Genomic DNA, 22605 nt, shown 5'->3' on the forward strand with positions numbered 1-22605 from the left:
CAAGTATACCTCTGTTAATAATATGTTAGGTTTCAATTATTAATGTAGAGGAGTTTATGTATGAATAAACAACGAGCACAAGAAATCGCTTCTTCACCTAAAATGGCAAATGTGACATACAATGGAGTACCAATTTATATTCAACATGTTGATGAAAAAAGTGAAACAGCTAGAATCTATCCACTTGGCCAACCAGATCAAGAGGAAGAAGTTTCAATCAATAGTTTGTCAGAACATTAATTTTCGAAAAAAAAAACAAACCTCTTTTTTTGGAGGTTTGTTTTTTATTGTTTCGCATTTTACCAAGACAAGCTTTCAATTAAACTGCATTTAAGGCATTCTTGGATCGTATCTTTCTTCTGGAAATCATGTGCACAATTTTTTTGAATTGTGCTTAATTCGATTTTTAACTGACTCATATTTCTTTCCATAAGCTTTATTTCTTTTATGATTTCTTCTACCCTATTCATATAAGGCTCACACCCTTATTGATAGATTTCTCCGCCTTGTTTTCTAAATTCAAGTGCTTTTTCTTTCATTCCTTCTTCAATGATTGAATCATTTTGAAGTTCTTCTTGTTTTACTAAATCTCGAATATCTTGTGAAATTCTCATACTACAGAACTTTGGACCACACATTGAACAAAAATGTGCTGTTTTAGCTCCTTCAGCAGGTAATGTTTCATCATGGTATTCAATTGCTCTTTCAGGATCAAGAGAAAGATTAAACTGATCACGCCATCTAAATTCAAATCTAGCTTTTGAAAGTGCATCATCTCTTTTTTGTGCACCAGGGTGTCCTTTTGCCAAGTCAGCTGCATGTGCTGCAATTTTGTATGTAATAACACCTACTCTAACATCTTCTTTATTTGGAAGACCTAAATGCTCTTTCGGAGTTACATAACACAGCATTGCAGTACCAAACCAGCCAATCATTGCTGCACCGATTGCTGACGTAATATGATCGTAACCAGGCGCAATATCAGTCGTTAGCGGTCCTAATGTATAAAATGGCGCTTCCTGACAAATTTCTAATTGTTTATCCATATTCTCTTTAATTAAGTGCATTGGCACATGTCCCGGTCCTTCAATCATAACTTGAACATCATGTTTCCATGCAACTTTTGTTAACTCACCTAGTGTTTCTAACTCAGAGAACTGTGCTTCGTCATTTGCATCTGCAATTGAACCTGGTCGTAATCCATCGCCTAAAGAGAATGTTACGTCATAACGCTTCATAATTTCACAAATTTCTTCAAAATGAGTATATAAAAAATTCTCTTTATGGTGAGCTAAACACCACTGAGCCATAATAGACCCACCACGAGATACAATTCCTGTCACTCGTTTTGCAGTTAATGGGATATAGCGTAATAATACACCAGCGTGAATTGTAAAATAGTCTACCCCTTGTTCAGCTTGCTCGATTAGAGTGTCTCGAAATACTTCCCAGCTTAAATCTTCAGCGATTCCATTAACTTTTTCAAGCGCCTGATAAATCGGAACTGTCCCTACTGGTACTGGCGAGTTTCGGATAATCCATTCACGTGTTGTATGAATATTCTTCCCAGTTGAAAGATCCATCATCGTATCCGCTCCCCAACGAGTAGCCCATGTCATTTTTTCTACTTCTTCTTCAATTGAGGACGTAACGGCTGAATTACCTATATTGGCGTTTATTTTCACATGAAAATTACGACCGATAATCATTGGCTCACTTTCAGGGTGATTGATATTCGACGGAATGACAGCCCTTCCTTTTGCAACTTCATCACGAACAAATTCAGCTGAAACATTCTCTCGAATCGCAATAAATTCCATTTCCGGTGTAATAATCCCTTTACGAGCATAATGCATTTGCGTAATATTTCCATTATCCTTTGCACGTAACGGTTTTCTTTTTAACCCTTTAAATACCTCAACATTATGTTGATCTGATTCTTTTCTATATCCATTATCTTCGGGCTTTATTTCACGCCCTTCATACTCTTCAACATCATTTCGTTCGATTACCCAGTTTTGTCTAATCGCCTTAAGTCCCATTCGAATATCAACTGAGCTAGCTGAATCTGTGTAAGGTCCACTTGTGTCGTAAACTCTAACTGGCGCATTTTCTTCTTCGCCAAAAGTGCCAGTTGTAGGACTTAATTGAATCTCACGCATTGGCACCTTAATGTCAGGTCTAGATCCTTCAACATACACCTTCTTACTCCCTGAAAAACTAGACATGATGGAAAAATTCATTTCATTTACAGAATTGTTCATTTGATTTCATTCCCCTTTTTAATTAGTAAGTTTAAAAAGGACGAAATCCAATCCATTTAAAGCATGAAAAAAGCCGGAATCTTATTTTTAAGACCCGGCTAAATGTTAGTAAAACTACATTAACAATTAAGAAATCATTAATGAGAAATTTCTAACTTCCCCACGCTGGTATGAACCAGATCAGGTCCTGAGGGTTAAAAAACTTAAGCGCGTTTCTCTCTCAGCCCAACTAAATGGACACCCCTAGTCAATCTATTAAATTGTTCCACCTAAATATAAACTCTCATTTTTAAAATGTAAATGCTTTTATTTCCCTAAATTTTTACAGAAATGGCCAATCTTAAAAAATTTAAACTTTTAATTCTCTCTAAAACACTTGATTTCATAATGCTTCAAGCCCCATTTCTTGTAAAAAATTAGATTCGTAAAAAATATTTAGTATTGAATATTATTTTTTTTATGCTATGCTAAGATTAATTTTCAAACATATTCATCACTAGGGGATCCCTTGATAAGGGCTGAGAATAAAGTAGTTACTTTTAAACCCTCAAAACCTGAACAGGCTAGTACCTGCGTAGGAAAGTGGCGCATTTTATACTTTTTTCGCGTGCAATGTAACCACTTTCTTTTTTTAGGAAAGTGGTTTTTTTGTTGAAAAAATTTTGCTAATGAAAGAGGCTGGGACATGGAGCTAATTGCAATTACAGATGATCAGCACTCAGTCGAAGTACTTGCTACAAAAATAATTCAAATAATTGATGCAGTTGACTATGTACATATTCGTGAAAAATCGAAAAAGGCAATCGAGCTAATATCACTTTTAAATCTACTAAAAATGAACAAAGTAGATATGAAAAAAATTGTTTTAAATGATCGATTAGATATCGCTATTTTCTCTAATTTATCAAATATTCACTTGCCAGGACATGGTCTTCCACTTGTTGATGTAAAAGAATATTTCCCTAAATTACGAGTAGGAAAATCAGTTCACACACTTACTGAAGCAATACAGGCAGAAAATGATAAAGCTGACTATATTATGTACGGTCATTGTTTTGAAACAGCGTGTAAAAATGGATTAACACCTAATGGAATTGAACTAATTCCAGAAATGAAAAAAACGTTAACGGTACCCATCTATGCAGTCGGTGGAATATTACCAGAACATGTCCAAGTTCTAAAAGAGAATGACATTGATGGTATAGCTGTCATGTCTGGCATATTTTCTGCCCGAAATCCTCTAGAAGCTGCACTACAATATTTTGAAAGGTGCAAATTCGCTTATGAATATGAAATTTGATGTTGTAGTAATTGGTGGTGGAATAATAGGTTGTTCCATTGCTTATTATCTAGCGAAAGAAAACATTCATGTCGCAGTTTTTGAAGGACAGCAAGTTGGACAGAAAACAACGAAGGCAGCCGCTGGAATGCTTGGTGCCCATTCCGAGTGGGATCACTCAGAGTCATTTTTTACTTTTGCAAGAAACAGTCAATTAACTTATTTTCACCTTCAGGAAGAATTAAAAGAATTATGTGGAATTGATATTGAACTTAAAAAAGGTGGCATTTTCAAACTAGCTTATACAGATTTAGAAAAAAATCGGTTAACTCCCCTACTCACTCAAACTGCGGCACAATGGTATAACCAGGAGGAGTTAAAAAATCAGATACCTGGTGTCCATTCAAACATAATTGGAGCAGCTTATATTGAAGACGACGTGAATGTATTACCTGTTTCTGTCTGTAACGCGTTTTGCAAAGGTGCTCAAATTTTAGGTGCATCTATTTTTGAATATACACATGTATTTCAGATTCAAAAAAATGATTCACATTATTTAATTAAAACAACAAATGGCAATTTTGAAGCAAAAACCATTGTTGTTGCAAGTGGCGTTTGGAGTAATGCATTGTTTGATCAGCTTGGATTACATCACAAAATTATCCCAGTTAAAGGTGAATGCATCTCGGTCAAAAGCGAAAAAGTTGCATTAAAACATACTCTCTTCCATGAGCAAAATTATATTGTTCCAAGGAATGACGGCCGCCTTGTCATCGGAGCAACGATGATTGATAACGATTGGAATGAGAACCCTAGCTTAAGTGGGATTGAATCATTAATACAAAGCGCTAAAAAAATGCTTCCCGAAGTTGAAGACATGAAAATTGATTCATTTTGGGCAGGATTACGACCGCGAACTATAGACTATAATCCCTTTATTGGAACTCATCCAGAAGAAGAACACATCTTATTTGCGACCGGCCATTTTCGAAATGGAATATTGCTTGCGCCGGCAACTGGAAAATTAATTCGAGATTTGATCCTTAAACGGAAAGTAGATCATAACTGGATCGAAGCTTTTAAAATCAATCGTTGATTTTAACTCTTTGGAGGTGTAAGCATTTGGAAATTAGATTAAACGGAAAGAATATCAATATTTCGAGCAAAACCTGTACAATTCAGGATCTGCTGAATGAATATCAATTAGAAAACCGAATTGTTATTGTCGAGGTTAATAAAGAAATTATTTATAAGGAACAGTATTCGTTAACTCGTCTCTCTAACGGGGATTCTGTAGAATTAATACATTTTGTAGGTGGTGGCTAATTATGTTAAAAATAGGAAATCATACGTTTCATTCAAGATTATTATTAGGAACAGGAAAATACCCTTCATTTGAAGTCCAGAAAGAAGCTGTTGAAGTATCGGAAGCCGAGATACTAACTTTTGCTGTTAGAAGAATGAATATTTTTGAGGAATCTCAACCAAATTTTCTTGAACAATTAGATCTATCAAAATATAAATTATTACCAAATACGGCTGGTGCAAAAACTGCAGAAGAGGCAGTTAGAATTGCAAGATTGGCAAAAGCGTCAGGCTTGTGCGATATGATTAAGGTAGAAGTAATTGGGTGTGATAAATCATTATTACCTGATCCAATCGAAACATTGAAAGCATCAGAAATGTTATTAAACGAAGGATTTATTGTATTACCTTATACTTCCGATGATGTTGTGCTTGCAAGAAGACTAGAAGAACTTGGTGTACATGCGATTATGCCAGGTGCATCCCCAATCGGATCTGGAAAAGGAATTATTAATCCATTAAATCTTAAATTCATCATTGAGCAATCGAATGTACCTGTTATAGTAGATGCCGGAATCGGGTCACCAAAAGATGCTGCTTTTGCAATGGAGCTAGGTGCTGATGGAGTCCTTTTAAATACTGCAGTTTCTAATGCGAAAGATCCTGTAAAAATGGCAGTTGCAATGAAGCTTGCTATTGAAGCTGGTAGGCTTGGTTTTGAGGCAGGAAGAATGGAAGAAAAAAATTATGGTGAAGCTAGTAGCCCAATCACAGGGTTGGTGAATTCTTGACAAACCGTTATGCAAAGCAAGAATTATTTTTAGGAAGCGATCGTCAATCAAACTTACAAAAAGCCAGTGCCATTATTATTGGTGTTGGTGCACTAGGCTCATCAATAGCAGAAATGCTTGTAAGAGCAGGCATTGGTAATATAACAATTGTTGACCGTGACTATGTTGAATGGAGTAATTTACAAAGGCAATCACTTTATACTGAGGAAGATGCTAGAAATAAACTGCCAAAGGTAATTGCAGCTAAAAAGCGACTTCAACAAATTAATAGTGAAGTATCAATTACTAGTTTAATAAAAGATATTACTAGTCTTAATATTGAAGAGATGATTAAAGGTCAAACAATCATACTAGATGCAACTGATAATTTTGAAACTAGAATGGTAGTGAATGATGCCGCTATTAAGCATGGAATTCCCTTTATTTTTGGTGCATGTGTAGGAAGCTATGGCCTCTCATTTCCAATTATTCCAGGTAAAACTCCTTGTCTTAACTGTTTATTAAATCATATACCAACTTTAAATATGACTTGCGATACAGTAGGAGTAATCAGTCCAATTGTACAAATGATTGCTGCCTACCAAGTAACCTATGCCATGCAATATCTTACTGACTATGAACTTTTACCAATCTTACAATCGATTGATGTTTGGAAGTATGAAAAGTCTGATATAAACATTGAAAAATTAAAAAATCATAATTGTCCAACATGTGGTCCTATAAGAAGTTATCCATTTTTAAAAGATGATGACAATATGAAGTCATATGTTTTATGTGGAAGAGATGCAGTCCAATTAAGAGTATCAACCACTAAAACCCCTACACTAACTAACCTTTCTGAAAAATTACAAGGGTTAGTAAATGATTTGATTGTAAATCCTTATTTATTGTCATGTACTTATGATGAACATCGCATTGTTTTATTTAAAGACGGTCGAGCGATTATTCACGGTACAAAGGAACCTTCTGTTGCTAAGGAGCTCTATCGCAAAGTTTTAGGTTAAATTAGAAAATATACCCTTTCAAAGACTAATAATTTACTAGTCTTTGAAAGGGCTAATTATAAACTATCCTTAGACTCATTCCCTACTGAACCTGCTAATGTTAAGCTAGATTTTTCATCGATTGGAAATCAATAACTGTTCTTCCAACATTAATACAGCAGTTATCATGGAAGGATATTATGGTACATCTACTATAAATGGTACGATAAACACCTTTCCATTTTGCTTAAACTGTCCCCATATCTTATACATTCCCTTTTTTGGAAAACTCGTCATGAATTCCGCAACTGGTCCACTTGATTTTTCATTCATAGGATGGACATGTAAATATGTATTAGTGTCTCCACTAATCGCAACAACATGACCAACTGCACCTAAATATGGCTGTAAATCATTAATATCTTTTTTTGTTTTAGCATCTTTGATTGTATATGTCATTTTAACTTCATGATCTGTGGTTAATTTATCAAATTTTAAAGTAACCTCTTTTCCATCAATTACTTTTGTTAAAACTTTATCTGGTATTAGTGAAACTGGTCCTGCTGGTTGTCCTGATACCTTTACTAATTTGGATTTTACATTTTTATCAGAGCCCTTAGGTGTAAAATCTGTAAATAACTTATATTCACCGCCATTTGGAAAATTCGGTATGACTGTAAATAATCCTTTACCCTTATATTGTGGATGTAAATGATCAAAAAAAGATAAATCCTTACTTACAATGATCAAGTGCATTAATTTTTCATGTTCTAGTTCAAACTGATCAATTGGTTTTCCTTTTAAACTATTAACCTGTATGTTTAAATCTACTTTTTTATTACTCTCTGGTATACCATTAAATGAAAATTTTACTTGAGTAGAATCCATCTCTTCTTTTGTTTCATGATTCATATTTTGGTGGGTTGATCCTGTGTGTGTCTTACTCTCACAACCACTTAATCCAAAAACAGTAACAAAACTAAGCAACAACAATAAGTTTTTCATCTAAATCTCTCCCCAGTATTGTATTTTTTCCAAATAAAAAGCGAACCTATAGTTCGCTTTTTATTTGTTTGATAACACTTTGATTAAACGATATCGTAACCTTGATCTTCAATAGCCTCTTTTACTTTCTCAACTGTTTCAGCGTTTGAAGTATTGAATATTACTTCTTTATTTTCCAAACTTACGATTATATTATTTGTACCAGACACTCCTTCTACAGCTTTCATAACTGCAGCTTTGCAGTGTCCACATGTCATACCTTCTACTTTTAAAATTGTTTCCATTTCTAAATCCTCCTAAATTTTTATGCGTTTTAATCGTAATGCATTTATGACAACCGATACAGAACTAAATGCCATGGCAGCACCTGCAATCCAAGGCTGCAACAACCCTAAAGCTGCAATCGGTATACCTAAACTGTTATAAAATAACGCCCAAAATAAATTTTGGCGAATATTATTCATTGTTTTCTTGCTTAAGCTAATAGCTTTCGGAATATGTGACAAGTCGCCGCCTACGAGCGTAACATCCGCTGTTTCAATCGCTACATCTGCACCAGTACCAATTGCCATCCCAATATCAGCTTTAGCAAGAGCTGGTGCATCATTAATCCCATCTCCAACCATCGCAACAATTTTACCTTGTTTTTGTAGTTCAGCTACTATATCTGCTTTCTTCTCTGGTAGAACTTCAGCAAATACATTTTCAATCCCAACTTGATCTGCAATCGCCTGTGCAGTGTGTTTATTATCACCAGTAACCATAAAAACTTCTATTTTTAAATCCTTTAATGCGTTTATCGCATTTCTTGAAGATTCTTTAATTGTATCGGCTACAGCAATAATTCCTTCAAGCTTATCGTCAATTGCTACTAACATCCCTGTCTTTCCTGCAGATTCAAATACGACTAATTGTTCATCAACTGAAGAAAAATCGATATTCTTTTCATTCATTAACTTTCGAGTACCGATAGATACCTTTTTATTTTCAATCAAGGCTACTACACCATGTCCGGGTATGGCAATAAACTCTGTAAGATCAGTTAGTTGCAATTCCTGTTGAAGAGCGTATTGAACAATTGCTTGTGCTAATGGATGCTCTGACATTTTCTCTACACTTGCAACGAGCTTCAATAAATCTTCCCGATGATTTAAATTAATGATATCTGTCACTTCAGGCTTCCCTTTTGTAACAGTCCCTGTTTTATCAAGAATGATTGTATTAATTTTTTGGGTAGTTTCTAGGAATTCTCCACCTTTGTATAAAATACCGTTTTCCGCACCTTTTCCACTTCCAACCATAATTGAAGTTGGTGTAGCAAGTCCTAAAGCACAAGGACATGCTATGACTAAAACAGCTATTGCTACTTCAATTGACTTAGGCAAATTTTGTGGATCGACTACAAAAAACCAAATGATAAAGGTCAATATGGCTATGCCAATTACAATTGGAACGAATATATTCGAAATTCGATCAGCTAATCTTTGAATTGGAGCTTTTGAACCTTGTGCCTCTTCAACTATTTTCACAATATTTGCTAATGCGGTATCCTTACCAACCTTTTCAGCTCGTATTGTTAAAATACCATTTCCATTAACTGTTGCTCCAACAACTTTATCATCAGTCTTTTTATCAACTGGTAAAGACTCACCTGTAATCATTGATTCATCAACTGTAGATACTCCCGAAACAATAACACCATCCACTGGAATTTTCTCACCTGGTTTAACAAGTAGTAGATCTCCAACTTTTACAGCTTCCAATGGTACATAAACTTCATTTCCATTTTCTAAAACAATTGCTTCCTTCGCTTGCAATTCCATTAGTTTTGAAATTGCTTCAGTCGTTTTCCCTTTGGCAATATGCTCAAAATATTTTCCAAGCAATACTAACGTTATTAAAACCGCACTTGTTTCAAAATATAGATGTGGCATATACATACCATTATTTATTGTCTTAATTGACTCAACTAAGCTATAAAAGTAAGCAGCCGATGTTCCTAGTACGACGAGTACATCCATATTCGCACTATAATTTCGTATTGCTTTAAAGGCTCCCACGTAAAAATGCCAACCTATAATAAACTGTACAGGAGTTGCAAACAAAAGTTGAAACCATGGATTCATTAATAAATGTGGCATCCATATATTTGTACTAAATGGCAGATGGGATACCATCGAATACAACAGAGGAAGTGAAAGTAAGATTGAACTAATCAATTGAATCTGTTTTATTTTTGTTGTGTCTTTTTCTTTCACTGCATTTTCTTCTTTTATAACTGCTGTATAACCAATATGACTAATTTTATCGATGATCGATTGAAGTGAACTTACTTCAGGTAAATAGGAAATCGTTGCTATATTCATTGCTAGATTAACATTAATTTGAATAACTCCATCCATTTTCCCTATTACTTTTTCAATTCGAGCTGAACAAGCAGCACATGTCATTCCTTCAATATTTATCGTAATTTTTTCAACTGCAACCTCATAGCCAATCGAATGGATTTTTTCTATTAAATCAGAAGTTTGATATTGTCCGTTATTATAGACAATAGTAGCTTTTTCTAATGCCAGATTCACATTCGCATTCAATCCATCCATTCGATTTAAGCTTTTTTCGATTCGGGTTGCACATGCGGCGCAGGTCATCCCCTCAATACCAAGAGTTAACTGCTTTGCATTATTCATTCTAATCAACCCCCTTTACTTTACGTAACGTTTAATAACCTCCATTAATTCGTTGACCGATTCTTTGCCATTGTTTTCTTTAACTGCCTTAACCATACAATGATTCGCATGTCTTTCAATTAATGAGAAACTTACTTTTTTCATAGCAGCTTCAACTGCCATAATTTGCGTCAAAATATCTATACAATATCGGTCCTCTTCGACCATTTTTTGAATTCCTCTTACTTGCCCCTCAATTCTACGAAGACGCTTCATTAAATCGTTAATTTCGTCTTCACTTCTTGGAACCATTTGATCATCATGGCAATTTTCCATTTTATCACCTCACCAATATTATATACTCATAGGGGGTATAGGTGTCAATTTTTTATTCTATTTATTTTAAGTTGTCCATATGATGGTACAAAGCGAATAGTTAGGGGGTATCATATATGTTCACCAGTTGGGTATGTATTAGCATAATGCTCTTTATTACAATCATTTCAATCCACCTCAAACCAACAAAAAATGACCAGATGCATCAAATGATGTATATGATGATGATCAGTATGACTACTGGTTTAACAATAGGTGTGCTCATTACACTTTCAAATCACCAACAATTTTTCAACTCTTTACTCATTTCGATGGGATTATCTGCACTCATCGGATTATGTATTGGCTTTCGATTACATTTCCTTGCATTACTTGAGGGGATCTTTACTGGCATGATGGCCGGTATGATGGGGAGCATGATCGTCGTTATGATTTCCATATCAGAAGCACATGCTTTATTATTAATTTGTTTATTATTATTAACTTGTTCGGCCATATTTTGTTCTACTATGTTTTTAAGTCAGCGATTCCCAAAACTACTATCATCATTCTTTCCAGTAATTATTATTTCTAGCCTGCTACTCATCTTAACTGTGTTTTATTCTTTTACACATTTTGGAACTACTACTGTTTCTCAGAACTATAAAATTAATGTGTTTAAAAAGTAGAAATTTCCACAAAAGGATGCTCGCTTGAGGCCACTGAAAAACACATTTTTTTTATTATTCTTTTAAATGTTTAAATTAAAAAGGAGGTTTTTCGTTCAATATTAAACGTAAAAACTTCCTTTTTCTTTCATACTTATTTATTTTTTACACTCATCAAAGTCATAATTCGTTTTAAATTAACGGTGAATATGGCCATTGCTACTTGCATTTGCATACCAAATAAGACCATAGGAATTGGCAACATTGTACCCTTGTCTGGGTTTTAGGTTAGCTCTGTATTATTTCATTGTTCAACTAATCGCTTCCCGTACTCTTAGTGCAGTAATTTTAGATATTGTAAACCACATTGAAAGAAACATAAATATTCCAATAAAGTCGGAAACTATAACACTACGACCTATAAATATGTGTTCGTAATGAAATAATGGAGTATTATAAATGGCAATAATGATTGATAGAGCGGCAAAAATAAGACTTATTCTATGCTTAATGATTTTATAGAAAAAATAAAAAAGTGTAGCATAAGCCCAAAACTGTGAAATATACCAAGCGTGTGATAGCCTGATCCCTGATTTAGTATGGAAATATAATAAAACTAAAACTAATAAAATGCTAAAAGCAATTACTGGAGCAAATTTCACTATATTTAAAAGTTTAATAAAACGGCTATTTAATTTAACCATTTTTGAATTTGCTTTGAGTAAATCCTTTGTAACAGAGTAATTAAAATAAATAAACACTAAACTACAAGTCAGTATCAAAAACTGCATTACTTTCCCCCCAATTATTAACTTCAGCTACTAATAGTATCATGCTACTGGTAAATTTTGTTATAAATTGGTTGTTTATAGAATATATTTTTTTATATTATGGCAAATTACTAGATTAAAAAAGAGAGAAAAACGAACATCCTTACTACCTTTACTCTACTATTTTGCTTTTTTTAATCTAAAGAAGTATCTTTATCATTACTTTTTTATCGAAACCTTATAATCAACAATTTCATCAAAATACTTTAAATGAATTTGTTCTTTATTCATTTCATCTTTAAAATATCGTTCATGAATTAATACTTTTGCAATATACTCTTTTCGAACATTATCTTTCGCATCTTCAAGAGCAGTAACCGCTTCTACTAGATCTGCCATTTTATTTGCTATTTTCTTAGCATAGTATGTTTGCGTATTAGCATCTAAAGTAGACAAATATTGAACAATTTCATTTAATTCATCTAGCTTTTTCTTTATGATTTCACCTTCATCTACTAATGTTTGGGCTGTATCTATTATTTTTTCTTCAATGTATAATTTAAATGCTTTGAATCCATTCATCTTGTTAAACAGTCTCAAAATCTCTAAACCTAAAATATTGGCTGTTCCTTCCCAAACTGTAAGTACTTGGGCATCTCTTAAAAGTCGAGGTGTAACAAAATCTTCAATATAACCATTTCCTCCATGCATTTCAATCGCTTCGTGGGAGAAATGAATTGCTTCCTCGGCAGTACGCATTTTTAATATAGCAATCAAAAGTCTTACTAATGTTTGCTCCTCGCTTGTTCCATTTTCTTTCCCAATCACTCGATCATATAAGGCCACTAAATTAAATACTGCACTTGTTTGTATTTCCTGAATCGATGCAAGTTTTACTAATGTCTCTTGCACCATTGGATAATTTGTTAGTAATTGTCCAAATGCTAACCTATTTTCGGCATATTTCTTCGCTTCTACATAAGCTCTTCTCATAATTCCAACTGATGCCACAGCATTGCAGATTCTAGATAGATTCAAAGCTTCCATCATATAGTTAATGCCTCTAGAAGGATCTCCGATTAGAAATGCTTTCGCACCATTAAACTCAACTTCTCCTGAGGGAACAGCTCTTACACCTAGCTTATCTTTTAAGCGTCGAATCATGAATCCGTTATTTGTACCATCTTCATTTTTCCAAGGCACTAAAAATAAACTTAACCCCTTACTCCCAGAAGGTGCTCCCTCAATTCTTGCTAAAATCGTTGTAATACCACACTGACCTGCATTACTAGCAAAATATTTTTCTCCGTAAATACGATAGTAATCTCCTTCTTTTACTGCTTTCACTACATTGGCTCCAACATCTGAACCACCCTGTCTTTCAGTTAAAAAAGTTGCTCCTTCATATAATTCGATTTCTCCTGTCGATAATAAATGAGGGAGAAATTTTTCTTTTAATGCTTCATCTGCATATCTTTCAACTAAAAACGTAGCAGCCATTGATAATGTTACTGGACAATAAAAACCTGCTTCAGTCTGCGATAATAAATAACCTTGTGCATAGGAATAAATATAATTCCCCTTTATACCAAGTTCTGGAATTGGCTTATGGATGTAGCTAACAATCCCTCTATTATAAGTATCTTTTACAGTTTGCTTATAACCATCATTTACCCAAACATGTGAAATATCATTACCATATGCATCGTACTTCATTAAACGAGGTTGTCCTTCACGATCGGTATGAATTGCACGTTGATCAATTTCATTCGCACAAAGCTCACCAAATTCTTCTAATTCTCTATTAGCCCATGTTAAAAAATCTTCTGTAAAATATTTTCTTAAAATCATCTGTAGATTAAGATCTTCTTTATAAAAATTCATAAAGCCTTCCTCACCCTTTTCCGCTAATATTTTATTCGAATTTTTGTAAATTCCGCTCAAGCTTACTTTTCATTCTCATAATTTCTTCTTTTAATTGGATTAGACCGTTTATCTTTTTATCCAACTCTCCAATCTTTTGATTTCCATATTCAATTGTTTTTTGTAATTGTTTTTCACCTGTTCGATCGATTGTAAATAAATCAATTATTTCTTGCAAATTAAAGCCTAGATTTTTACCCCTTTGAATTAAATAAAGACGTGTACGATCTTTTTTAGAGTACCTTCTTCTACCACTTTCAGTATAGGTAGGCATTAATAATCCGATTTCTTCATAATATCTAAGGGTTCTATTTAGTCGAATTAAATTCATTCGTCATTTCTCGAATCGAATAAAGCTTCAAAATGTCCTCCTCCTTCTAACTGTAGATTCATTATAAATCTTACGTAAACGTAAGTTTCAAGATGGATTCCTTCGACAAAAAATTCGAGGATAAGAGACTTTTTAAAGTATTTATTCTTAACTCCTCCTACTTTTCCTTCCTTTTTTTGGTATAACGTTTTGAATTTCTGCAAAGCATAAATTTATCTGTAGCCTAAGGCTTAATAAATTCAATTAGTTCCCTAATCATAGTGAGCTAGAAGGAGATTACAATGAGGAAAACAATTGCAGATTTACTGATTGATTCATTGATTCAGGCAGGAGTTACTAGAATTTACGGTATTGTTGGTGATTCTTTAAATGCTGTTTTGGATTCAATTAAAAACTCAAAAAGAATTGAATGGATCGGCGTTCGCCATGAAGAGGTAGCGGCTTTTGCTGCGGGTTCGGATTCTTTATTGAGTGGGAGTATTGCAGTTTGTGCGGGAAGCAGCGGTCCAGGCAATCTACACCTAATTAATGGATTATACGATTGTCATCGAAGCCGTATTCCTGTACTTGCTATTGCGGCTCATATTCCAAGTATTGAAATTGGAAGCGAATACTTTCAACAAACTAAACCTGAACAATTATTTAAAGATTGCAGTCACTTTTGCGAAACCGTATATAGAGCAGAACAAATGCCTCGTCTAGCAACGATTGCGATGCAGCATGCAATCGCAAGAAAAGGTGTATCGGTACTTGTTTTACCTGGAGACATAGCTGCTTTAGAAGATCGACAAACAGTTCCAGAACAAGTTATCCATGTTACTAATCCACTGATTAGTCCATCTAAACCTGAATTGGAAAAACTAGCTGGCTTTCTTAATGATGGTAAGAAAGTTACATTACTTTGCGGAGCAGGCTGTGAAGGTGCTCACTCTCATTTAATGCTTCTTTGTGAAAAGTTAAAATCTCCTATGGTTATTGCGCTTAGAGGAAAAGAATTCCTTGAATACGATAATCCATACAATGCAGGATTAACCGGATTAATTGGTTACTCATCAGGATATCACGCGATCATGGATTGCGATGTGTTATTGATGCTTGGAACAGATTTTCCTTATCGACAATTTTATCCAGACGATGCCGTTATTTTGCAAGTAGATGTCCGAGCTGAGCATTTAGGACGACGAGCTGCACTTACTTATGGACTTTGTGGTGATGTAAAAGAGACAATTAGTCAGTTATTACCTCTTTTAACAGATGTAAAAGATTCAAGCCATCTAGAAAAGTATGTTTCAGCATACAAAAATGTACGTGAAGATTTAGATAAATTTGCTGTAGGAAAACCAGGACGAACACCGATCCACCCTCAGTATTTAACAAAGATTGTAAGTGATCTTGCAAGTGAAGATGCTATATTTACATGTGATGTCGGTACGCCAACATTATGGTCTGCACGATATTTACAAATGAATGGAAAACGAAGATTACTTGGATCATTTAATCACGGAACAATGGCTAATGCCATGCCTCAAGCAATTGGTGCTCAAGTTTCCCAACCTGGAAGGCAAGTAGTCGCATTATGCGGAGATGGTGGATTATCTATGTTAATGGGTGATTTATTAACAATCCATCAGCATAAATTACCTGTAAAAATGGTTGTATTTAATAATAGTGCACTAAGTTTTGTAGAATTAGAAATGAAAGCGGCTGGTTACCTAGAAACTGGTACAACTTTAGAAAACCCTAACTTTGCATCATTAGCTCAAGCGATGGGGATTGAAGGAATTCGTGTAGAAGACCCTGCTGATTTAGAATCCGCTGTTCAACGAGCGTTTGAACACAACGGACCAGTATTAATCGATGTTTTAGTAAACCGTCAAGAACTAGCAATGCCTCCTAAAGTGAGTATTGAACAAGCGCATGGATTTACACTATGGACATTAAAAGCTGTATTAAATGGCCATGCAAGTGATGTAATTGATCTTGCTAAATCGAATCTTTTGGACCGATTCCATCTATAAGTTAAAAACCCGTTCAAATTTGAACGGGTTCCTTTTTTGATTATTAGAAATTAGCAAATCAAATATTGTACTCATATCTGCTTCTATGAGTCACTATAATAACTGTATTTTAAAATTTACTTACTCATAACACCTTCATGAGTCATCAAAACAGCTCAATCTTTCAGAGTACTTACTCATAAACAATTTTAAAAGAACCCGTCAATTACAACGGGCTCTACTTCAAAATTGCTCAGTAAGTTTTCCATTTTCAATATAAACAACACGGTCACACAAGTCTAGCATCCTTTTATCATGAGTAACCATTATCGCAGCTTTTTGTCTTTGCTTCACTTCTTTAGATAGCATTTCAACAACAGATCGTCCTCTTTCTGAATCGAGACTTGCTGTAGGTTCATCCGCAAAGATTACTTCTGGATCATTCATTAGTGCTCTTGCAATGGCTACTCGTTGTCTTTCTCCACCTGATAAGCTTTCTGGATAGTTGCTCATCCTCTTTGATAATCCTAATTGTTCAAGTAATTCGTTAGCTTTCTTCTCTGCAACTTTGTTTTTTATTCCAGCTAATTCAGCAATTAATAGTAGCTGATCTTTAACTGTTAAATACGGGATTAAATTAGACATTTGAAAAATGAATCCAATTTTAGATAATCTAAATTCATTCAGCTTATTTGCTGGGAGATTACTTATTTCAATATCATCAATCAAAATTTTTCCACTCGTTGGAGATAGTAATGCTCCTGCTATTGAAAGGAAGGTACTTTTACCTGAACCTGATGGACCTACAACTGCTACTAGTTCACCGGCTTTTACTTGAATAGAAACTTGATCTAATACCGTTGTTGCTGAAGAATCTCCGTCATTGTATATTTTGCTAATATTATCTAGCACTAGTTTATTTTTCATTAAAAAGCCCTCCCTATTGCTTCAATCGCATCAATTTTCACTACTTTTAATAAAGATATTAACGAGCCGACTATTGCTACAAATAGGAATAATAATGAACTTCCGATGATTAACTGAGCATCAAATACAAAAGGTAAGCTAGCTGGTAATACTTTAGATAATCCAAATGTGATTGAAATACTGATCATTAGACTTAATAGCGTAAGTGTTAAAACTTGAAAAATAATATTCTTAGCTAAATAACTAGTTTTTGAACCAATTGCTTTTAGCACGCCAAATTGATTGATTTTTTGTATCGTAATGATATAGAAAAAGACTGCTAACACAAAAGCTCCGATAAAGAATAGAAATACAATCATCATTAATAAAGAACCCTGTTCTTCTTTATAACCAGGTATGCCTTTTAATGCCTGATTTTTATTAATTACTTCTACTCCTGAGACTTTTTCACTTACTTTTTTTGCCGTACTTTCGTTTGTTTTTAACGCAATTGCATTAAATGAATTCTTACTATTCACCATCGACCACTCTTTGTAATTCATATGGATAACCGGTGCGTGACTATATGATTGATTCTCGGTAAATCCAACAACTTTAAATTCTTTACCCGAGATTTGGTCTGAAATATTGTCCCCTAGCTTGATTCCTTTTTCTTTTAAAGAAATATCTCCCACAACTTCATTCTTTGTTAAATTATTAATCATTTCTCCTTCAATTACCTTTGGAGCCGCTAAACCATTCACATCAATTCCAAATAACGTAGCATCAATTTTTTTAGATGTTCCATCCTTTAGAAAAGTAGTCATTTGAACTCCTAAAGTAGCAGAATTTTTCTCATCAACCAATTTCTGAACTTCATTTATTTGACTTTCCGTTAACATTGAATGATTAATTTGTTTACCTGATTCCTTTTGTAAAACAAAATAGTTTGAGGCCATGCTATCAATAGAAGAAGCATTATCAAAAGATAATCCTTTCGCTAATCCTGAAACGAATAATACTAGGAATGATATAAGGATCATGATTAGACTAATTAATAAAAATCGTAATTTTGCGTGTTTAAATTCCCTTAATGCAAGAAACACCTGTCATTCATCTCCTTTAAATACTAAATTTTAAAGAGTGTAAAAAATAGAATCACTCTTTGTAATTTAGAGTATAGGAATGTTAAATGAACAACAGGTGAACAGTCGATTACAAATAAAAATCAGATCTCTTTACTATTCGGTATGAATAGATGAAATTTAGTTCCTTCGCCTACTTTACTGCTTACTTCTATATGGCCATTATGTAATTCAATGATTTGTTTAACAATTGCTAAACCTAAGCCACTACTGGATTCCTTTCGATTTCTTGCTTTATCAGCAATAAAAAATCGATTATATATTTGTTCTAGATCATTTTCGGAAATGCCAATTCCAGTATCTTGAAACTCAATTTGAATATACTCTTCATTACTACTCAGTTTTATTGAGATTGATCCACCTTCATGATTAAATTTAATGCTATTTGTCATTAGGTTTGTCCAAACTTGATGCAGTAGATTTTTATCAGCATACACAAAAGTTTGTGGTAATTCTAAATCTATGGCCAAATCTTTGTTTCTCCAACTCCATTCAGTTGTAAAAACTACTTGTTTAATTTGTTCAGCTACATCAAAAGATGTTTTTTGCAATATACTTTCTTCCTTATCCAAGGAAGCTAACGTTAATAATTGTTTACTTAACAAAGACATTCTTTTACTTTCTTCCTCTATAATCGATAAGTAATGATTCTTTTGTTCTTCTGTTAGCTTTTCAGTTTGTAGTGACTGAGAAAAACCTTGTATCGATGCAAGTGGTGATTGAATTTCATGAGATACATTCGAAACAAACTCCTGACGCATCGCTTCAATTTGCCCTAATTTTTGTGACATGTGCAAAAAGTGATTAGCCAGTTTTCCTATTTCGTCTTGGCGTTTAATTTGCAATTGAACATTATATTTTCCTTCTGCAATTTTTTTAGTTGCTTCAGTTAATTTAATAATTGGTTTTACAATATATCTTGTACTTACTAGAACGAAAACGATACTTAATACAATTGTCAGTAAAAGGAGAATCGAAAAGAGTATACGCAATTCACCAAATTGAAGCTGTACATTTGGGCGCATAAATAGAGCTAAATGCTTAGTACTTGAGTTAATAGGTACACCAACTGTATTCCTCAATGTATTATCAAAAAAACCAGTAACAAATAATGATGTTGGAAATTCGGCAATACCATGGTAGACCTTCCCGTTTAAAACAGAATCAATCACTTTATGATCTAGTTTCTTTTCTCTAAAAGATCCTCCATAAAAGGATTGATTCCCTTGCTGATCAACTAATAAAATTTGATATCCCAATTTACTAATACTATTTAAGTAATTGCTTAATTCAAGGTCATTATTTTCTTCATAAAATGTACCAACATCTAAAGCCATTTTAGTTAATTTTTTGTCATTATACGGCTTTAGATTATAGTGGTAATACACATTTGAAAGAAAGAAGGCCAATAAACTGCTACAAATCATTACACCGAGGATTGTAAGAACAATTCTTATGTATAAAGTTTTCACTTGCTAGTGACCTCCAATTTATAACCAACACCACGAACGGTTTTTATACTAAAGTCATTCGTTAATTTAGAAAACCTTTCACGTAAACGTTTAATATGAACATTTATTGTTCGATCATCACCTTCAAAATCAGCACCCCAAATTAATTGAATCAACTCATCACGCGTAAAAATCCGATCCGGATAGCTTGCCAATTGAGACAATAATTCAAATTCCTTCATTGGAAGCATAAGTAATTTACCATTACAAGAAACTTCATAGCTTTTTCGATCGATAACGGTTTCGTTTAGTTTGATTTTTTGAGCACTAATCATATTGTATCTTCTTAACAGTGCCTTAATCCGGAAAAGTATTTCTTTTGGTTCAAATGGTTTGGTCAAATAATCATCCGTGCCTACTGCAAAACCTTTTTCTTTATCAGAAAGCTCGCTTTTTGCAGTTAACAATATTACAGGAAAATCATAATACTCTCTTATTTCTTCACAAAGCTGGTAACCATCTTTACCTGGCATCATTATATCTACAATCGCTAAATTAATTTGTTGTTGCTCAAGCAATGTAGAAGCTTCGTCTCCGTTAGCTGCTTCAAATGTCGTATAGCCTTCAGTTTGTAAATACATTTTCAATAACTCTCTTATATGAGAATCATCATCCACAATTAAAATTCGAATCATAATTTATCCCCATTCTTTGAACTTAGTGCAATTATTAAAAAAAATCATATCATATTTTCATTTTAATATCCTTTTACTATTTTTCATGGGCAGAAATGCTAATGTATCAAAAGATGATTAAAAATATTTCTGTAATATAGTTTGTCCCCCATACATTTTTGTATTGTTAAACATAAAATTAATATTGTAGTACATTAAGGCTGTTTTCGTAATTCTTGTTGCGCTTTAAGAAGATGACTAACTGATTTTACTTTTGAACATAGCGTAGTCCGTTAGCATCTAAAGTATTTCACTTTTTCTGATACTCCTACAGAAACCAAACCCTACACCTTGTTTTACCCGATCAGCTTCTTTATTACTGTGTATTTTAAGTTAATAAACGACAATTATTTCGAAAAGAGTCTGTCTACAAATGAGTGGTATTTCATCTTATACTCCATTAGCAACGGGTATTTAGTTCAATAGCGAACACCGTATCTGCTGGAGGAGAAAGAATTTAAGCTGCCACTCTAATTATGTTAGATATAGTAAGTTTTGCATCTAGTTCCAATATTTTACTGTTCCAACATAATAAATGCTCAAAAAAAAAGTTCCTTAAGGGAACTTTTTTTGAATCTAATCTTTTTTAATCAGTGTCTTTTACGCATTAATGACAACTTCTTTTGTGAATGAGTTTGTAAGGAATATACGTTTTTAATAGAGAATGTAATGCATTATTCTATTATTTTTTAAATTTATATTTGGAACTGAAACAGCTTCTCTTGCTAAAAAAATAATAGCACTGTTCTAACAGTCCTTTAGTTATATGTTTTATCAGCAGCACCTATTAAGAAATTAGACATTTCAACTGCCTTCTCAAACTCTTTTTCTTTTACATAATAATCATACAACTGCTTACCATATCGTTTCATTAGAACTGTATGATTCCGTGACTTAAAATAAGGAAACGCTTTCTTTTCTATGTATTTAATATATTCTTTCGTTTTATTTTCAATCGAATAGATTAGCAAAGTAAAGAGTACTTGATAATGTTCATTGTTTAGATCCTCTGCGATTGTTAGCCCCTTTTGAGCACTACTTAATAAGGCAGATTTACGCATTAATTTCCCTTCAAATGAACTTTTAAGATAATTATTTAGTCGTTGAAGATAAATTACCGACGGCTTTTTCTCTAATTGCAATGCAGCTTTGTAATATTTTTGGGCTTTTTCATAATCTTTTCTTTTATAGTATTCCAAAGCAAAGTTATTTAGTAACATCCCTGTTTTATCAGGTGCATTTAGCGTTTCACTATCATGGATTAGGTTTTTATATGACTGTTTCAATTTTTTAAAGTCAATATGCTCATCAGTGCCAGAATGTAAAAGCATAATTGATTCGGCATTAATAGCACGGAGATAATTACTTGTATCTTTAAAATGTTTAAGTGCCTTTTCTGCATATACATATGCCATAACCTTAGAATCAGCCCATCCATATGCTACAGCTAAGTGATAGTAGTATTCCGGATTACCATACTCATTTATGTCAATTTTCTTTAATGTTTGTAATGCTTTATGGTGGTTCTCTGTACTTGCATTATTGTAATTATTTAAATAATAAATTCCTATAACATGTAAAAAAAGATTTCGTTCATAATTAGGGAGATCATTATAGTTTTTTTGATAATATTGTAAAATGGTATAAGCGTTTTGGCGATCCTCTAAAAATAGATAATATCTTGCAAGGAGTAATTGAAACTTAGTATCATACTTCGTCGAATTAATGAATGGGCATTCTTCGAGTTCTTTTTTTAGTTTTTCAATATCTTTCATTCTCAGTTTTATAATCGCGGTATGCCAGTTATCCAGTTTCTTTTCAAGGCTTTCAAACTTCACAATTTCTTTTCGAATATCAATTTGTAATCGTTCAGAAAATAAGGCAATAATCTCTGAAGAGTAGGATGTATTCCCTCTTTCAATTTTCCCTACATGTTTGGAAGAGCAAATTCCTTTTCCTAGTTCTTCTTGTGTCAGTCCAGCTTTAATTCGATAAAATTTAATTACTTCTCCCTCGATCATTGAATGCTCCTCCTATCCTAAAACTCTTACTAAATATACACTAGTTAA

The 22605-nt window shown here is 33.4% G+C and carries 22 protein-coding genes and 2 riboswitches; of the genes, 8 read left to right on the forward strand and 14 right to left on the reverse strand.

The features are described 5' to 3' along the window. Positions 1-60 precede the first annotated feature (60 nt). A complete protein-coding gene (locus RAH41_RS06365; RefSeq protein ID WP_331221338.1) occupies positions 61-240 on the forward strand; it encodes a small acid-soluble spore protein H in 180 nt (59 codons plus the stop codon). A 59-nt stretch (positions 241-299) separates the two neighbouring features. Here RAH41_RS06365 and RAH41_RS06370 read toward each other — a convergent pair whose 3' ends face one another. Then, entirely contained in the window at positions 300-470 is a 171-nt protein-coding gene (locus RAH41_RS06370) for a hypothetical protein (protein ID WP_331221339.1), read from the reverse strand. A 15-nt stretch (positions 471-485) separates the two neighbouring features. Further along, positions 486-2264, reverse strand: a complete 1779-nt coding sequence (gene thiC, locus RAH41_RS06375) for a phosphomethylpyrimidine synthase ThiC (protein WP_331221340.1) — start codon at positions 2262-2264, stop codon at positions 486-488. Between the two features lie 140 nt (positions 2265-2404). Next, positions 2405-2519, reverse strand: a riboswitch (TPP riboswitch). A 233-nt stretch (positions 2520-2752) separates the two neighbouring features. After that, positions 2753-2862: riboswitch (TPP riboswitch) on the forward strand. 87 nt (positions 2863-2949) lie between these two features. On the opposite strand from thiC, the gene RAH41_RS06380 reads away from it, so the two are divergent. The 5 genes from RAH41_RS06380 to RAH41_RS06400 are packed head-to-tail and all read left to right on the forward strand — an operon-like array spanning position 2950 to position 6643. Next, the gene (locus RAH41_RS06380) at positions 2950-3564 is read left to right on the forward strand and encodes a thiamine phosphate synthase (protein ID WP_331221342.1); all 615 of its coding nucleotides are present in this window, start codon (positions 2950-2952) and stop codon (positions 3562-3564) included. Continuing rightward, the gene (thiO, locus tag RAH41_RS06385; protein ID WP_331221344.1) at positions 3548-4639 is read left to right on the forward strand and encodes a glycine oxidase ThiO; all 1092 of its coding nucleotides are present in this window, start codon (positions 3548-3550) and stop codon (positions 4637-4639) included. Before RAH41_RS06380 ends, thiO begins: the two co-directional genes overlap by 17 nt. A 26-nt stretch (positions 4640-4665) precedes the next feature. After that, the gene (thiS, locus tag RAH41_RS06390) at positions 4666-4869 is read left to right on the forward strand and encodes a sulfur carrier protein ThiS (protein WP_331221345.1); all 204 of its coding nucleotides are present in this window, start codon (positions 4666-4668) and stop codon (positions 4867-4869) included. A gap of 2 nt (positions 4870-4871) precedes the next feature. Beyond that, positions 4872-5639 (forward strand): thiazole synthase, encoded by a 768-nt coding sequence (locus tag RAH41_RS06395; RefSeq protein WP_331221346.1) that lies wholly within the window; start codon positions 4872-4874, stop codon positions 5637-5639. Then, the gene (locus RAH41_RS06400) at positions 5636-6643 is read left to right on the forward strand and encodes a ThiF family adenylyltransferase (protein ID WP_331221347.1); all 1008 of its coding nucleotides are present in this window, start codon (positions 5636-5638) and stop codon (positions 6641-6643) included. Before RAH41_RS06395 ends, RAH41_RS06400 begins: the two co-directional genes overlap by 4 nt. Before the next feature lie 177 nt (positions 6644-6820). On the opposite strand, the gene RAH41_RS06405 is transcribed toward RAH41_RS06400, so the two are convergent. The 4 genes from RAH41_RS06405 to RAH41_RS06420 form a co-directional block, all read right to left on the reverse strand. Next, positions 6821-7627: a hypothetical protein gene (locus RAH41_RS06405; protein ID WP_331221348.1), complete on the reverse strand. Its 807-nt coding sequence runs from the start codon at positions 7625-7627 to the stop codon at positions 6821-6823. 83 nt (positions 7628-7710) lie between these two features. After that, on the reverse strand, positions 7711-7911 hold the full coding sequence (locus RAH41_RS06410; protein ID WP_331221350.1) for a cation transporter: 201 nt from the start codon (positions 7909-7911) through the stop codon (positions 7711-7713). 12 nt (positions 7912-7923) lie between these two features. Next, positions 7924-10317, reverse strand: a complete 2394-nt coding sequence (locus RAH41_RS06415; protein ID WP_331221351.1) for a heavy metal translocating P-type ATPase — start codon at positions 10315-10317, stop codon at positions 7924-7926. A 15-nt stretch (positions 10318-10332) separates the two neighbouring features. Continuing rightward, a complete protein-coding gene (locus tag RAH41_RS06420) occupies positions 10333-10632 on the reverse strand; it encodes a metal-sensing transcriptional repressor (protein ID WP_331221353.1) in 300 nt (99 codons plus the stop codon). 116 nt (positions 10633-10748) lie between these two features. Between RAH41_RS06420 and RAH41_RS06425 the strand changes: the two genes are divergently transcribed. Then, complete coding sequence (locus tag RAH41_RS06425) at positions 10749-11300, forward strand: hypothetical protein (RefSeq protein ID WP_331221354.1); 552 nt, start codon at positions 10749-10751, stop codon at positions 11298-11300. Positions 11301-11590: 290 nt separating this feature from the next. On the opposite strand, the gene RAH41_RS06430 is transcribed toward RAH41_RS06425, so the two are convergent. From RAH41_RS06430 to RAH41_RS06440, 3 genes are all read right to left on the reverse strand, one after another. After that, positions 11591-12070 carry a hypothetical protein gene (locus RAH41_RS06430; RefSeq protein WP_331221356.1) on the reverse strand — a complete coding sequence of 160 codons (480 nt, stop codon included), beginning with the start codon at positions 12068-12070 and terminating at the stop codon, positions 11591-11593. 198 nt (positions 12071-12268) lie between these two features. Beyond that, entirely contained in the window at positions 12269-13933 is a 1665-nt protein-coding gene (locus RAH41_RS06435; protein WP_331221357.1) for an acyl-CoA dehydrogenase family protein, read from the reverse strand. Positions 13934-13964: 31 nt separating this feature from the next. Then, the gene (locus tag RAH41_RS06440; protein WP_331221358.1) at positions 13965-14303 is read right to left on the reverse strand and encodes a MerR family transcriptional regulator; all 339 of its coding nucleotides are present in this window, start codon (positions 14301-14303) and stop codon (positions 13965-13967) included. Positions 14304-14584: 281 nt separating this feature from the next. On the opposite strand from RAH41_RS06440, the gene poxB reads away from it, so the two are divergent. Beyond that, positions 14585-16321 (forward strand): ubiquinone-dependent pyruvate dehydrogenase, encoded by a 1737-nt coding sequence (poxB, locus tag RAH41_RS06445; protein ID WP_331221359.1) that lies wholly within the window; start codon positions 14585-14587, stop codon positions 16319-16321. 222 nt (positions 16322-16543) lie between these two features. On the opposite strand, the gene RAH41_RS06450 is transcribed toward poxB, so the two are convergent. From RAH41_RS06450 to RAH41_RS06470, 5 genes are all read right to left on the reverse strand, one after another. Beyond that, a complete protein-coding gene (locus RAH41_RS06450) occupies positions 16544-17227 on the reverse strand; it encodes an ABC transporter ATP-binding protein (protein ID WP_331221361.1) in 684 nt (227 codons plus the stop codon). Continuing rightward, positions 17227-18312 (reverse strand): ABC transporter permease, encoded by a 1086-nt coding sequence (locus RAH41_RS06455; protein WP_331221362.1) that lies wholly within the window; start codon positions 18310-18312, stop codon positions 17227-17229. The genes RAH41_RS06450 and RAH41_RS06455 overlap by 1 nt, the downstream gene beginning before the upstream one ends. A 122-nt stretch (positions 18313-18434) precedes the next feature. Next, positions 18435-19823 (reverse strand): HAMP domain-containing sensor histidine kinase, encoded by a 1389-nt coding sequence (locus RAH41_RS06460; protein ID WP_331221363.1) that lies wholly within the window; start codon positions 19821-19823, stop codon positions 18435-18437. After that, positions 19820-20497, reverse strand: a complete 678-nt coding sequence (locus RAH41_RS06465; protein ID WP_331221364.1) for a response regulator transcription factor — start codon at positions 20495-20497, stop codon at positions 19820-19822. The genes RAH41_RS06460 and RAH41_RS06465 overlap by 4 nt, the downstream gene beginning before the upstream one ends. A gap of 797 nt (positions 20498-21294) precedes the next feature. Next, positions 21295-22557: a helix-turn-helix domain-containing protein gene (locus tag RAH41_RS06470; RefSeq protein ID WP_331221365.1), complete on the reverse strand. Its 1263-nt coding sequence runs from the start codon at positions 22555-22557 to the stop codon at positions 21295-21297. Positions 22558-22605 lie beyond the last annotated feature (48 nt).

The sequence above is a fragment of the Gottfriedia acidiceleris genome, assembly GCF_036421055.1.
GTDB lineage: Bacteria > Bacillota > Bacilli > Bacillales > Bacillaceae_G > Gottfriedia > Gottfriedia acidiceleris_C.

Coding starts and splice junctions, on each gene's coding strand:
- RAH41_RS06470 (WP_331221365.1), bottom strand. CDS start 22,557: ATGATCGAGGGAGAAGTAATTAAATTTTATCGAATTAAAGCTGGACTG.
- RAH41_RS06395 (WP_331221346.1), top strand. CDS start 4,872: ATGTTAAAAATAGGAAATCATACGTTTCATTCAAGATTATTATTAGGA.
- RAH41_RS06465 (WP_331221364.1), bottom strand. CDS start 20,497: ATGATTCGAATTTTAATTGTGGATGATGATTCTCATATAAGAGAGTTA.
- RAH41_RS06435 (WP_331221357.1), bottom strand. CDS start 13,933: ATGAATTTTTATAAAGAAGATCTTAATCTACAGATGATTTTAAGAAAA.
- RAH41_RS06365 (WP_331221338.1), top strand. CDS start 61: ATGAATAAACAACGAGCACAAGAAATCGCTTCTTCACCTAAAATGGCA.
- RAH41_RS06420 (WP_331221353.1), bottom strand. CDS start 10,632: ATGGAAAATTGCCATGATGATCAAATGGTTCCAAGAAGTGAAGACGAA.
- RAH41_RS06410 (WP_331221350.1), bottom strand. CDS start 7,911: ATGGAAACAATTTTAAAAGTAGAAGGTATGACATGTGGACACTGCAAA.
- poxB (WP_331221359.1), top strand. CDS start 14,585: ATGAGGAAAACAATTGCAGATTTACTGATTGATTCATTGATTCAGGCA.
- thiC (WP_331221340.1), bottom strand. CDS start 2,264: ATGAACAATTCTGTAAATGAAATGAATTTTTCCATCATGTCTAGTTTT.
- RAH41_RS06370 (WP_331221339.1), bottom strand. CDS start 470: ATGAATAGGGTAGAAGAAATCATAAAAGAAATAAAGCTTATGGAAAGA.
- RAH41_RS06430 (WP_331221356.1), bottom strand. CDS start 12,070: ATGCAGTTTTTGATACTGACTTGTAGTTTAGTGTTTATTTATTTTAAT.
- RAH41_RS06380 (WP_331221342.1), top strand. CDS start 2,950: ATGGAGCTAATTGCAATTACAGATGATCAGCACTCAGTCGAAGTACTT.
- RAH41_RS06440 (WP_331221358.1), bottom strand. CDS start 14,303: ATGAATTTAATTCGACTAAATAGAACCCTTAGATATTATGAAGAAATC.
- RAH41_RS06425 (WP_331221354.1), top strand. CDS start 10,749: ATGTTCACCAGTTGGGTATGTATTAGCATAATGCTCTTTATTACAATC.
- thiO (WP_331221344.1), top strand. CDS start 3,548: ATGAATATGAAATTTGATGTTGTAGTAATTGGTGGTGGAATAATAGGT.
- RAH41_RS06450 (WP_331221361.1), bottom strand. CDS start 17,227: ATGAAAAATAAACTAGTGCTAGATAATATTAGCAAAATATACAATGAC.
- RAH41_RS06415 (WP_331221351.1), bottom strand. CDS start 10,317: ATGAATAATGCAAAGCAGTTAACTCTTGGTATTGAGGGGATGACCTGC.
- RAH41_RS06405 (WP_331221348.1), bottom strand. CDS start 7,627: ATGAAAAACTTATTGTTGTTGCTTAGTTTTGTTACTGTTTTTGGATTA.